Raw genomic sequence first — 13189 nt, 5'->3', positions numbered from 1 at the left:
GTACGGGGTACGGGGGTGCGGGGCACTGGCGGTGATCGTCGGGTGGGCCGATGGTCCGACGGTCGTACTGCCATACGGTCGGGCTGTCCGTCTGCCGTACGGTCGTGCTGTCCGACCGTAGGGCGATCAGGCGGTCGCGGGCGCGCGCTCCGGCTCGGTCCCGGCCTCGGACGTTTCCCGCCCCGCCGCCGCGATCCGGTCGCGCCTCTCACGGCGTACGAGAATCACCCAGCCGAGGGGTACGGCGGCGGCGAACAGCCACCACTGAACGGCGTACGCCATGTGCGGTCCGATCGAGCTGTCGTCCGGTGTCGGGATCTGCTCGGGGGAGCCGCCGGCCGGTACGGGAGCGGTCAGCTCGACATAGCCGCCGAGGACCGTACGGCCGAGGGCCTTCTGCTGCCGCTCGCTGTTGATCAGCATCACCTGGCGCGGCGGAAGATCCTGTACGTCCCTGATCCCGGTGATCGCCGCCGTCTCGTCGGCCTTCAGCCGGCCGGTGACGGTGACCTCGCCCCTGGGCGCGGCCGGAATGTCGGGGAACGCGTGCTGGTCGCCGGGGGAGGGGATCCATCCGCGGTTGACGATGACGGCCCGCCCGTCGCTCATGATCAGCGGGGTGAGGACGTGATACCCGACCTGGTCGTCGGCGGAGGTCCTGCGCCGTACGACGACCTCGTGCGCGGTGTCGAACCGGCCGGTGGCGGTGACCGTACGCCAGTAGTCCGCGCGCGGGACGGTGTGCCCGGGGGAGGTCAGCTCGGTGACCGGGACGGGCTTCGCCTTGAGGTTGTCCGCGATCAGGGAGTTCTGGGCGACCCGGTGCTCGTGCCGGTGAAGCTGCCAGAAGCCCAGCTCGATCATCGCGGGGATGAGGGCGAGTGCGAGCAGGGTGAGGATCACCCACTGCCGGGACAACAGGAAGCGGTACACGCCATCGACCGTACCCGGCGTCCGGTGGCCGCCGGACGGCGGGTCGGTTGTGGACGATCCGGACAGGGCAGACGGCGGAGGGCGGAGGATCAGGGGTACGCGCGCGAGCCGCGGCCGGTCACCCGTCTGCGGGCGCGGGTAGGGACGTGGGCACGGGCGCGGCTACGGACCTCGGCGCGGCGGCCCGTACGGCATCGGGCGCGGCGGCCGGCGCGGGCACCGCGCCACGCGCCGGGGCCACGTCCCGCAGCAACTGCGTGAACGCCGCCTCGTCCATCACCGGCGTACCGAACGACGCCGCCTTGACCGTCTTGGACGTCGAGGAGTCGGGGTCGTTGGTCACCAGCAGACTCGTCAGCCGCGACACGCTCGTCGCCACATGCAGCCCCGCCTCGATCGCCCGGTCCTCCAGCAGCTCCCGGTCGACCGAGGTGTCGCCCGAGAACGCCACCCGCATCCCCTGCACCAGCGTCCCGCCCGGCTCGTACCGCCCGGGGTTCGGATACGGACAGGCGGGCCGCTTGCGCGAGGGCCGCCAGCTCGTCGGCCGGTACGCCGGCTGATGGCCGACCCGGGGCCGCGCCGGGGCGTCCGACCACTCGGTGATCGGCCGGCACTCCAGCAGCGGCAGCCGTACGCCGTCCCGCGCGGCGGTGTGCAGGCTCGGCCGGAACGCCTCGGCCAGCACGCGCGCGTCGTCGAGCGCGTGGTGCGCCCGCCGCTGTACGACACCGAAGTGCGCGGCGAGCGTCTCCAGCTTGTGGTTGGGCAGGGGCAGGCCCAGCTCCTTGGAGAGCGCGATGGTGCACAGCCGCTGCCGGGTGGGCGCGGCCCGGCCCGCGCGCGCGTACTCCCGGGCGATCATCGACCAGTCGAAGATCGCGTTGTGCGCCACGAGCACCCGCCCGTCGAGCCGCTCGGCCAGCTCCCCGGCGACGTCGCGGAAGAGCGGGGCCTCCGCCAGCACCTCGTCGGTGAGCCCATGGATCCACACGGGCCCCGGGTCGCGCTCCGGGTTGACCAGTGTGTACCAGTGATCCTCGACCTCGCCCCGCGCGTCCAGACGATAGACAGCGGCGGACACTATCCGGTCGTCGCGCGCGAGTCCGGTGGTCTCCACGTCGACGACCGCGTACCCCTGGGGGTAGGCGGCCGGCCATGTCGCTGAGGTCGTCAGGTCGTCGAGCATGGTCACAGAGAATACGTCCCGCCACCGACAAACCTGACGCCCGGTCGGTCCGTCGCACCGGAACCCGCCACGCCGTCAAGCCCCTTGCGGAGCTGGTGAACGGACCCCGCCGAGGGCCCTAACCTCACCGGAAGATCCGGCCGGGCGGGAAGAGCTCTTCCCCGGTGACAGGGGTGTCGTTGTTCGTGAGTGTGATGGTCAGGTTCTCAAGGTCGGCGAGCGGACTCAGATCGAGGGGAGGTCCTGTCTGCGCACATGAAAAAAGGTCGAGAGCGACGAGAGCGGGCAGATCACGGAGCGGACCGAGCCCGTCCGGAATTTCGCACCCCGATAAAAAGAGCATCTTTAGATTGGTGAGATGGCCGATCTGTCTGAGGTCGAGCTGGTGCTGGTGCTGGAGTTGCAGGGCCTCCAGTCCCATGAGAGATGAATGCCGGCTGAGCTGACGGATCTGAGCCGTGCCGGACAGAGTGAGGAATTGAAGTCCGGGCCAGCGTTCTATGCCTTCCAGATTGACATAGCTCGCTTGGCGATAGAGGGAAAGGTGAGTGAGCTGCGGCCCCATCGACAGCTCGCCCACGCTCTCGACGAGCAGAGGGAAGGAGAACGTGACCTGCCGGAGGTCCGGCATGTCACGTAGCGACTCCAATGAGATGTCGTGGTGCACGTCGTACAGAAAGATGTCCGTGGTTCCGAGACCGGTCAGCGCGGTCAGGTCTCGCACCGCGGAGTTGCGTCCGAGGGTGAACTCCCGGAGGTGCGAGAGGGATGCGAGGGCGGACAGATCGGTGAGCGCGTCATTGTTGATGAGAAAGATGCCCTCTGGGTTCTCCAGCGTGAGCAGGGGCGTGAGGTCCGTGTGGTTGCCACTGACCTCCACTCGACGAGCTTTGGGGATGTGTCGCAATGCCCGAAGCTGCTCCGGGGTCCGTACCTGGAGGTATGTTTCCCTCCAGTCCTGTGCGGACAGAACGGCCTCGGCATACGCCTTGCTCTTGAACGAGCCCCACGCGCGGGATATCTGGTGTGCAACCATTGGGCGCGTGTCCTCGCGGAAACGCGACACGACCTCAAAGGCCGCGTCCCCCTTGATGAGCGCCGCTGTTCCCACCACCGCCGCCGCGGTGCGCTCTTCCAGCTCCGCCGGGCCCGGCAGCAGTTCGAGGACCAATTCGCCGGCCTTCGCCAACTCCTCCGCCTCTTCGAGACTCCGAGGCGGAATCAGTTCCGCCGTCCGGGCCTCCACCTCCGCCCGTACCCCCGGATCCAGCTCCGGCGCGTGTTCCAGGCAGGCCGCCGCCACCAGGACCAGCCGGTGCCGCAGCCTCGGCGCGCGGTCGGCCCTGCGCAGCAACTGACGGAGCAGCCGCACCCGTTCGTCCATCCGCGCGTGGCCCACCGCCATCCGCACCACGTCGTCCCACTGGTCGTCATGCGCGTTCTTGACCAGCACGCCGAAGTCGCGGCTCTCGACCGCCGCCTTCGCGCCCAGATAGTCCTGAAAGGTCCGGTGGGCGAAGTCGACGGCGCCCGGCATCGGTTCGCGCAGCAGGCCACTGCGGATCAGCAGATGGGCGAAGACCTGTTCCGCGTCGCCCTCCACCTGAGGCATGGCGGCGAGCCACTCGCCGACCATCTCCACGGCGTCCTCGCGCACCGCTTCCACCTGTCCGTTGCGGATCAGCCAGTACGCCAGCCGTTGCAGCAGCGCGGTCTGCTCGTCGCGGGTCAGATTCACGCCCTCGACGCCCAGGATCTCCCGCTCGGTGTCCCGGCGTACGAGCAGCATCTCCAGAGCCGCGTCGTACAACTCCTTCCTGGCCCGGGGCAGTTGCATCCGGCGGTCCCGGTTCAGGGCGCACAGCAGCGCGCACATCAGCGGGTTCGTCGCCAGCCGTCCGAGGTCCCGGCGGGTCATCACCGCCTGGAGGAGCGACTTCTCGTAGATGTCGAGCTGGGACCGTTCCGCGTCCGACGCGAATTCCTCCCGGGCCGCACCGTGCCAGTGGCCCACGAACGACTTGATGGCCTCGCGGTCCATCGGCAGCAGCGAGTGCGCCCCGAAACCCTGCCCCGACAGCCAGTCCTCCGGTACCGCCGACGGCCGGGTCGTCACCACGTACCGGGCCAGGGGAAACGCGGCCACCAGGGACTTCAGCCAGGCCTCGGTGCGGGCCCGCAGCCGCATCGGAACTTCGTCCACGCCGTCGACGAGGACCAGCGCCCGGCCCTCCGTAAGGAGGTTCTCCGCCCACCCGGCCGGCGCGGTCAGCGGTACGCCCGCCGCCCGCAGGAAGTCCTCCGGCATCGGCAGCGACTCCCAGGTCGTGAACGCCCGCAGCCGCAGTACGAAGGGCACGCACCGGTTCCAGTCGGCGAGTTCGGGATGGAAGCTGCGCCGGGCCGCGTTCAGCGCCAGCCACTGCACCAGCGTGCTCTTGCCCGACCCGGCCGGGCCGCGCAGCAGTAATCGGTCCGTGGTCATCAGCGCCTGCTCGGCGGTGACCGTCGCGGGGCCGGTGTGCGGCAGCCCCGGGTCCCCGAGGCCCCCAGGCCCCCTGCGCTCGCCGCTCACCGACAGACTGATGTACGCCGTGTCCAGCGGCCAGTCGCGCTTCGACCGGCCCAGCGTCAGCCCGAACAGCTCCAGCCGCCCATGGGTATGGGCCACATACTCGCCGTACCGCTGCTCGAAGATGAGCGCCGCCGCGTCCGGCCGAGGCCCCACCCGCTCCCGTACGTCCTCGATCAGCCCATGCGTCCGGCTCGCCGCCCTGGTCTGCTCGACCGCCGCGCGCGCGGCGAACGAGGGGTGTGACGTGAGCTGTTCGACCACATGCGCGCAGCACAGGCCGAGCAGCTCCTCGTACAGATCCTCGGCGGGGCCCGGACACGGTGTGCGCAACTCCGCCGCCAGCCGCGCCGGATCCAGGTCCAGGGCGAACAGCCGGTCGGGCGTCAGTTCGCCCGCCGCGGCGAAGGCGGACCGTACGGCTTCGAAGGCTGCCAGGCGCTCGTTCTCCGGCAGCCGCGGGTACGACTCCTTCAGCCTGCCCGCGAGCACCTTCGCCAGCCGGTCCGGCGACGCCGGTTTCGGCAGCGGGCGTACGGGAGAGGCCACGAGGCCCGCGCCCGGCTTCGGCAGCAGTACCGACTTGGCGACCGCGCCCATGACCGTACCCGCGAGACGCGCCACCACAACTTCCAGGCTCACTGGGACCGTTCCTCCCCCGACGACGGCTCGTCGGCAACACGGTCTGACAGGATCCCACGGCGCGGCTCGCATACTTGTCGGTAACAACATCTGGCCGGGCGTCCGCGGCCGCCTCTACCCTGCTCGCATGCCGTCGAACCTGCCCGATGTCGTGCTGTGGTCGATACCCGCGTTCGTGCTGCTCACCGTGGTGGAGATGGTGAGTTGCCGGTTCCGTCCCGATGAGGACGCCGAGGGGTACGCGGTCAAGGACAGCGTCACCAGTGTCACCATGGGGCTCGGCAGTCTGGTCTTCGATCTGTTGTGGAAGCTGCCGATCGTCGCCGTGTACACGGCGCTGTACGCGCTGACTCCGCTGCGGGTGCCGGTGGTGTGGTGGACCGTTCCGCTGATGTTGCTCGCGCAGGACTTCTTCTACTACTGGTCGCACCGCGGGCACCATGTGGTGCGGATCCTGTGGGCCTGTCATGTGGTCCACCACTCCAGCCGCAAGTTCAATCTGACGACGGCGCTGCGGCAGCCCTGGACCTCGCTGACGGTGTGGCCGTTCTACGTGCCGCTCATCGTGTGCGGGGTGCATCCGGCGGCGCTCGCGTTCTGTTCGTCCGCGAATCTCGTCTATCAGTTCTGGGTGCACACCGAGCGGATCGACAAGCTGCCGAGGGCGTTCGAGTACGTACTGAACACGCCGTCCCACCACCGGGTGCACCACGCGTCCCAAGGCGGCTATCTGGACCGGAACTTCGGCGGGATCCTGATTGTCTGGGACCGGCTGTTCGGATCGTTCGTGGCCGAGACCGAGCGGCCCGTCTACGGGCTCACCAAGAACATCGCGACGTACAACCCGCTGCGGGTCGCCACCCATGAGTACGCGGCCATCGCCCGCGACGTACGGGCCGCGCACGGCTGGCGTGAGCGGGTCGGGCATGTGGTGCGCGGGCCCGGCTGGCAGCCCGTACGAGCCGTGTCCGCGCCGCTCGTGACGGAAACGGACGCGGGCCGCCCCGGAGGACGGCCCGCGCGATGATGTGACGGTGGTGCGCGATGCCTACTTGCGCACCGCGTCCAGGGCGTCGGCCAGGCCCGCCCCGTAGAAGCTGTTGTAGTGCTTGCCGCCCTCGCAGACGGCGTCGACGGTGCCGTCACCGTCGATGTCGTACGGCGTGGTGCAGGGCACGTCGTCCGCCTGCGCGGTCAGCAGCGCCTTGATGATCGCCGGCGAGGCGTGCGGGTGCGTCGACTTGAGGAGCGCGGCGACACCCGCGACATGCGGGGAGGCCATCGACGTACCGGCCATGTAACCCCAGTTGCCGCCGGGCAGCGGGCCGAGGATCAGACCGCTGGTGGCCGGCGGGGCAGGGGTCTGGTAGCGGGTCGAGTCGCCGCCCGGGGCCGCGATGTCGATGACACCGTAACCGTGGTTGGAGAACGAGGACTTCAGGCCCTTGGCGCCGGTGGAGGCGACGGTGACCACACCCGGCAACTGGGTCGGGATGTCGAAGCACTCGGACGGGTCGATGACCCGCTCGCCCGGGGTGGAGTCGTTCGGGCTGACCGGGTCGGTGATCGAGTCGGCCGCGAGGTCGTAGTTCTCGTTGCCCGCCGCCGCCACATTGACCGTGCCCCTGCTCTCGGCGTACCGCGTGGCGCGGGTGATCGCCTCGACCAGGGCCTTCTGGTCCGGGTCGTTCTTGCAGTTGAAGTACCACGGGTCGGTGTAGTAGCTGTTGTTCGTCACATCGACACCGTGCTCGGCGGCCCAGACGAAGCCGCAGACGACGGCCTCGGTGTAGAAGAAGCCGGCCGTCGTGGAGACCTTGATGCCGGACACCTTCACACCCGGCGCGACACCGGTGACGCCCACACCGTTCTTGGCGGCGGCGATCTCACCGGCGACATGGGTGCCGTGCGGGCTCTCCTCGGCGCTCGGACGCCAGGCGCCGTCCGACGTGTCGGGCTTGCCGCCCACACAGTTGACCGACGCGCGGCGGTCGAAGTTCGGCGCGATGTCCGGGTGCGTGTCGTCGACTCCGGTGTCGATCACAGCGACAGTGACGTCCCTGCTGCCCAGAGTCTTCTCGTGCGCCTTGTCCGCCTTGATGGCGGGCAGGTCCCACTGCAACGGCTCCAGCGGGTCCTGTGCGAGGGGCGCCCCGCCCTTGGCCGTCCGCGCCGCGTTCGCCTTCTTCGCGGAGTCGGCCGCGAGCGCGATCTCCTCGGCGGTGAGGGCACGGGGCGTACCGACGTCCGTGGTGGACTGCGCGGGCAGCGGCGCGGTGCGGGTGGCACCGGCCGAGTCCACGCCCCTCGCCTTGCGTATCGCCTGGGCGAAGTCCGGGTTCTGCGAGGTGACGACGATGACACCTATCTGGTCATAGCTGGTGACCACAGTGCCGCCGGCCCGGCCGATCGCTTTCTCGACCGACTTGACGGTGGAGTGTCCACCACGGGTGTTGACGACGTACGACAGCTTCGGGCCGTCCGTGGCGACCGTGTCGGAACCGCCGCCGGCCGGTACGGCCGTGGCCGTGGTGGCGGGCAGGAAACCGAGCGAGACGGTGAGCGCCAGACCTACGGGCAGCGCGAGTACGCGCTGCCGTCTGGATCCCAGATGAGCCATGGGTTCTCCACATCATCCGTGAGACCGCCCCCGCGCAGGCGTGCGCGTGGACGGGTACATGACGAGCGAAGTTATCGCTGATCATCGGTGCTGTTCAATCACTTCTGAATCATTTCCAGAACAAAAAGACCGGTGTTGAACCGCTTCGCCATGCCTCCCGTGCCGTTGTCAGGGGGACGAGTGACAATCCGCCCCCCAAGAGGTCCCCATGGCCAACCCGACAGCCGACTCGACCGCCGGTCCGACCGCAGGTCCGACGGCCGCCCCGACTGCCGACCCGACCGCACCCGCGTCACGAGGAGATTCCGTGGCTACCGACGCACCGCCGCCCGAGGGCGGCACGGACACCAGCCCAGCCCCGACCACACCGGACAGGACCACGACGGTCCAGCCCACGACGGCCCAGTTCGTCGAGGTACAGGAGAGCAAGGAGTTCGGTGAACTGCGCCGTACGTACCGCTCCTTCGCCTTCCCGCTGACCATCGCCTTCATCGCCTGGTACCTGCTGTACGTCCTGCTGTCCAACTACGCGGGCGGCTTCATGGGCACCAAGCTCTTCGGCAACATCAATGTCGCACTGGTCCTCGGCCTGGCGCAGTTCGCCACCACGTTCCTCATCGCCTGGTACTACGCCCGGCACGCCGCTCGCAAGCTCGACCCGAAGGCGGATGCCATCAAGTCCCGTATGGAGGCGGACGCGTGAGCCACTCGATCCAGTTCCTCAGCCAGCCGGCCCCGCTCCAGCTCGCCGCCGCCTCGGACGCCAGCGAGCACCGGCCCCTGATCATCACGCTCTTCGCGCTCTTCGTCGCCGCGACCCTGGTCATCACCGTCTGGGCCGGCCGGCAGACCAAGAACGCGTCCGACTTCTACGCGGGCGGACGGCAGTTCTCCGGTTTCCAGAACGGACTCGCGGTCTCCGGCGACTACATGTCCGCCGCCTCCTTCCTCGGTATCGCCGGAGCCATCGCCCTCTTCGGCTACGACGGCTTCCTCTACTCCATCGGCTTCCTGGTCGCCTGGCTGGTGGCGCTGCTGCTCGTCGCCGAACCGCTGCGCAACTCCGGCCGTTACACGATGGGTGACGTCCTCGCGTACCGGATGCGCCAGCGGCCCGTCCGTACCGCGGCCGGCACCTCGACCATCGTCGTCTCGATCTTCTATCTGCTGGCGCAGATGGCCGGCGCGGGCGTGCTCGTCTCGCTGCTGCTCGGTATCACCAGCGACGCAGGGAAGATCGCCATCGTGGCGCTGGTCGGTCTGCTGATGATCGTGTACGTCACCATCGGCGGTATGAAGGGCACCACCTGGGTGCAGATGGTCAAGGCCGTCCTGCTGATCGCGGGCACTCTGCTCATCACCTTCCTGATCCTGCTGAAGTTCGACTTCAACCTCTCGGACCTGCTGGGCACGGCGGCGAGCAACAGCGGGAAGGGAGCCGCGTTCCTGGAGCCCGGCCTCAAGTACGGTGCCACCGCCACCTCGAAGCTGGACTTCATCTCCCTCGGCATCGCGCTGGTCCTCGGTACGGCCGGACTGCCGCACATCCTGATCCGCTTCTACACCGTGCCCACCGCCAAGGCCGCCCGCAAGTCGGTGATCTGGGCCATCGGGATCATCGGAGCGTTCTATCTGATGACGATCGTGCTCGGCTTCGGCGCCGCCGCGCTGCTCAAGCAGGACGACATCATCGCCTCCAACAAGGCGGGCAATACGGCCGCTCCACTGGCCGCACTGGAGATCGGCGGCGGCGCCGACTCGACCGGGGGAGCGATCCTGCTGGCCGTGATCTCGGCGGTCGCGTTCGCCACCATCCTGGCGGTGGTCGCCGGACTGACCCTGGCGTCCTCGTCGTCGTTCGCGCACGACATCTACGCCAATGTCATCCGGAAGGGTCAGGCGAGCGAGAAGGAGGAGGTCCGCGCGGCCCGTTGGGCGACCGTCGCCATCGGTGTGGTCTCGATCGCGCTCGGCGCGCTCGCCCGCGATCTGAACGTGGCCGGTCTGGTCGCGCTCGCCTTCGCGGTGGCGGCCTCGGCCAATCTGCCGACCATCCTCTACAGCCTGTTCTGGAAGCGGTTCACCACGCAGGGAGCCCTCTGGTCGATCTACGGAGGCCTGGCCTCGTCCGTGCTGCTGGTGCTGTTCTCACCGGTCGTCTCGGGCAAGGCGACCTCCATGTTCCCCGATGTGGACTTCCACTTCTTCCCGCTGGAGAACCCGGGGCTGATCTCGATCCCGCTGGGCTTCCTGCTCGGCTGGCTGGGCACCGTACTGTCCAAGGAGGAGCCGGACCAGGGGAAGTACGCGGAGCTGGAGGTAAAGTCCCTCACCGGCACCGCGGCCCACTGAGCTTCCTGACCGTACGGGGGGCTTCCTGACCGTACGGACGGGTCAAGCGCCCCTTCCTCAGCGCCCTTTCACGGCCGCGTCGTAGAGCCTTACGACGCGGCCGAGCCGTTCCCAGGTGTTTCCCGGCCGTTCTCCGCCGTTCTCCGCCGTAAATGTCCCTCTGGCGTTGTCAGTGGCCTGCCGTAGTCTCGACAGTGTCGGATCCGATCACAGGGAGGGGCCCGCAGTGCTCATCGACACTTACGGCCGCGTGGCCACTGACCTGCGTGTCTCGCTCACGGACCGGTGCAATCTGCGGTGTACGTACTGTATGCCCGAAGAAGGGCTGCAATGGCTGGGCAAGTCGGATCTGCTGAGTGATGACGAGATCGTCCGTCTCGTCCATGTCGCCGTCACCCGGCTGGGTGTCGACGAAGTCCGCTTCACCGGCGGAGAGCCGCTGATCAGGCCCGGTCTCGTCGGGATCGTCGAGCGGTGCGCCGCGCTGGAGCCGCGGCCCCGGCTGTCGCTCACCACCAATGGCCTCGGACTCAGGCGCACCGCCGCCGCGCTGAAGGCCGCGGGCCTGGACCGGGTCAATGTCTCGCTCGACACCCTGCGGCCCGAGGTCTTCAGCACCCTCACCCGCCGTGACCGGCACAGGGATGTGATCGACGGACTGCGCGCGGCCCGGGACGTCGGGCTGACGCCTGTGAAGATCAATTCGGTTCTGATGCCGGGCCTCAACGACGACGAGGCCCCCGAGCTGCTCGCCTGGGCCATCGAGCAGGGGTATGAGCTGCGCTTCATCGAGCAGATGCCCCTCGACGCCCAGCACGGCTGGAAGCGCGACGGCATGATCACGGCCCGTGAGATCCTGGACTCGCTGCGTACGCGCTTCGTGCTGATCCCCGAGGGCGATGGGGTCCGCGGCTCGGCGCCCGCGGAGCGCTGGATCGTGGACGGTGGACCGCACCGGGTCGGCGTGATCGCCTCCGTCACCCGCCCGTTCTGCCGTGCCTGCGACCGCACCCGGCTGACCGCCGACGGACAGGTGCGCACCTGTCTGTTCGCCCGGGAGGAGACGGATCTGAGGGGCGCGCTGCGCTCCGGCGCGTCCGACGACGAGATCGCCACGATCTGGCGGCTGGCGATGTGGGGAAAGAAGGCCGGTTCCGGTCTGGACGATCCGGCCTTCCTCCAGCCCGACCGCCCGATGTCGGCGATCGGGGGCTGAGCCGGCGACCGGGGCCTGAGCCGGCGACCGGGGGCCGAGTCAGCGGTCCGGCGTCGACCGGCGCTGCCACTCGGCCAGTTCGACCACGTCCTTGAGGAAGCCGCGCATTCCGAGGAACGAGGAGAGATGCTCACGGTGCTCGTCGCACGCCAGCCAGGTCTTACGGCGCTCCGGCGTATGGAGCTTGGGGTTGTTCCAGGCGAGGACCCAGACGGCGGGCGCACGGCAGCCCTTCGCGGAGCAGACCGGGGCTTCGCTGGAATCGGATTCGGCGGGGGAGTTCACCCGACCACCCTAGGACACATCCGGTAACCGGAAATGGCGACGCCGAGCAGCCACGGGGGGAGCTGCCCGGCGTCGGTCCGTCGCTCCGACGGGGGATGCGGAGCGCCTACAAAGTATGTCACGGGCAATGGGGTGCCGTGCACCGGAACTTCACGATTGATCTGAGCTTTTCTTGAGCTTTGCGGACCGCTTGAGATCAATTCTCAGGCGTTTCGGCGGCCGTCGCCTCTGCCCCGGATTCCGTTACCACAGGTCCGGAAGGCCGTACGGGCGGCGCGATCACCGGCCGCGGCGGCGCGGTCACCAGCGTCTTGGGCAGTGAAGGGGCGTTCTCCCGGCCCGCGTTGGCGATCACGACGGCCACATAGGGCAGCAGCGTGCCCACCACGAGCGTCACAATGGCCACCGGACGTTCCACATTCCACAGGGCCACGGTGGCGATCACCGCCAGTGTCCGAATGGACATCGAGATCACATAGCGGCGCTGCCGGCCGCGCACATCCTCGGCGAGACCCTGCCGGGCTCCCGTGATCCGGAAGACCTCGGTACCGCTCCGCTTCCGCATCACGTTCCACCATCCGATTCTGTGCCGGACTCTCCCGAGGCTTCTCCCGGCCGGGCCCGGGCCGCATCTGAACCGGGCGGCGCCTGGACCGGACCGGCACCACGGTACGCCGGGGCTGCCGCGGCCACGAGAGCGGGTACTCCCCATCCTGCCCCCTCTCGTCCGCATCCTGTCCGACGGTCCTTGCCGGGCCTTGTCGCCGGGCCGCGGTGCCGGGCCACGTACGGAGCCGTCCGACATGCGCCGTATGGGCGACCGGCACAGACTGAGCGCACATGCGCGAGTGCACCGCACCGGGAGGCGACGATGAACTGGTTGTGGGCGATCATTGTGGGGCTGGTGCTCGGGCTGATCGCCAGGGCGGTCATCCCCGGCAGACAGCGCATCCCCCTCTGGCTGACAGCCCTCTGCGGCATTCTCGGCGGCATGCTCGGCAATGGGGTGGCCGGCTGGCTGGGCGTCGTCGGGACCAGGGGGATCGACTGGACCCGCCATGTCCTCCAGCTCGTCGGCGCGATCCTCGTGGTCCTGGTGGTCGAGCGGCTCTGGAACACGCTCCGGGGCAGACGGGCCAGCGGCTCCCGACAGCGCATGTGAAGCCGGGGCCGGAGGCGACCGGGGCCGGGGCCAGGGGAGGCCGGGCCGGGGGAGACCGGACGGAGGAACGGCCGCGGCCGGGCACACGCTGTCTCACCTGGCGTGTACCCGGCCGCCGGTCCTGGGCCCGGCCGACTGCCGGTCCGGGGGCAGCCGCGGGTACGGTCAGCCCGCCCGTACGTCAGCCGGCCGGTATGTCAGTCGAGCAGTACGTCAGC

11 protein-coding genes are annotated in these 13189 nt (G+C 69.2%); 5 read left to right on the top strand and 6 right to left on the bottom strand.

Going from position 1 to position 13189, the window contains the following annotated elements:
- Positions 1-126 precede the first annotated feature (126 nt).
- The 3 genes from WH07_RS17025 to WH07_RS17015 all read right to left on the bottom strand — a co-directional run bounded on the left by WH07_RS17025 (position 127) and on the right by WH07_RS17015 (position 5336).
- The gene (locus WH07_RS17025) at positions 127-933 is read right to left on the bottom strand and encodes an SURF1 family cytochrome oxidase biogenesis protein (RefSeq protein WP_046500787.1); all 807 of its coding nucleotides are present in this window, start codon (positions 931-933) and stop codon (positions 127-129) included.
- A gap of 118 nt (positions 934-1051) precedes the next feature.
- Positions 1052-2128 (bottom strand): DEDDh family exonuclease, encoded by a 1077-nt coding sequence (locus tag WH07_RS17020; protein WP_079023297.1) that lies wholly within the window; start codon positions 2126-2128, stop codon positions 1052-1054.
- Between the two features lie 118 nt (positions 2129-2246).
- A complete protein-coding gene (locus WH07_RS17015) occupies positions 2247-5336 on the bottom strand; it encodes an NACHT domain-containing protein (RefSeq protein WP_332836359.1) in 3090 nt (1029 codons plus the stop codon).
- Between the two features lie 127 nt (positions 5337-5463).
- Here WH07_RS17015 and WH07_RS17010 point away from each other — a divergent pair, with 127 nt between their 5' ends.
- Entirely contained in the window at positions 5464-6363 is a 900-nt protein-coding gene (locus tag WH07_RS17010) for a sterol desaturase family protein (protein ID WP_046500786.1), read from the top strand.
- A gap of 21 nt (positions 6364-6384) precedes the next feature.
- Here WH07_RS17010 and WH07_RS17005 read toward each other — a convergent pair whose 3' ends face one another.
- Positions 6385-7956: a S8 family serine peptidase gene (locus WH07_RS17005; protein ID WP_046500784.1), complete on the bottom strand. Its 1572-nt coding sequence runs from the start codon at positions 7954-7956 to the stop codon at positions 6385-6387.
- Positions 7957-8263: 307 nt separating this feature from the next.
- Here WH07_RS17005 and WH07_RS17000 point away from each other — a divergent pair, with 307 nt between their 5' ends.
- From WH07_RS17000 to moaA, 3 genes are all read left to right on the top strand, one after another.
- On the top strand, positions 8264-8659 hold the full coding sequence (locus WH07_RS17000) for a DUF485 domain-containing protein (RefSeq protein ID WP_046500783.1): 396 nt from the start codon (positions 8264-8266) through the stop codon (positions 8657-8659).
- An 8-nt stretch (positions 8660-8667) separates the two neighbouring features.
- Positions 8668-10308, top strand: a complete 1641-nt coding sequence (locus WH07_RS16995) for a solute symporter family protein (protein WP_046500788.1) — start codon at positions 8668-8670, stop codon at positions 10306-10308.
- A 226-nt stretch (positions 10309-10534) separates the two neighbouring features.
- Positions 10535-11524 (top strand): GTP 3',8-cyclase MoaA, encoded by a 990-nt coding sequence (moaA, locus tag WH07_RS16990; protein ID WP_046500782.1) that lies wholly within the window; start codon positions 10535-10537, stop codon positions 11522-11524.
- A 39-nt stretch (positions 11525-11563) separates the two neighbouring features.
- Here the strand turns inward: moaA and WH07_RS16985 are convergent, their stop codons facing one another.
- Positions 11564-11809 (bottom strand): hypothetical protein, encoded by a 246-nt coding sequence (locus WH07_RS16985; RefSeq protein ID WP_046500780.1) that lies wholly within the window; start codon positions 11807-11809, stop codon positions 11564-11566.
- A 196-nt stretch (positions 11810-12005) separates the two neighbouring features.
- On the bottom strand, positions 12006-12374 hold the full coding sequence (locus WH07_RS16980) for a DUF3099 domain-containing protein (protein WP_046500779.1): 369 nt from the start codon (positions 12372-12374) through the stop codon (positions 12006-12008).
- Positions 12375-12680: 306 nt separating this feature from the next.
- Here WH07_RS16980 and WH07_RS16975 point away from each other — a divergent pair, with 306 nt between their 5' ends.
- Positions 12681-12971, top strand: a complete 291-nt coding sequence (locus WH07_RS16975) for a GlsB/YeaQ/YmgE family stress response membrane protein (protein WP_046500778.1) — start codon at positions 12681-12683, stop codon at positions 12969-12971.
- The last annotated feature ends 218 nt before the right edge of the window (positions 12972-13189 follow it).

It is taken from the genome of Streptomyces odonnellii (genome assembly GCF_000981895.1).
Lineage (GTDB): Bacteria > Actinomycetota > Actinomycetes > Streptomycetales > Streptomycetaceae > Streptomyces > Streptomyces odonnellii.
The sequence above is the reverse complement of the archived record's forward strand: the minus strand, read 5'-3'. Positions and strand labels throughout refer to the sequence as shown.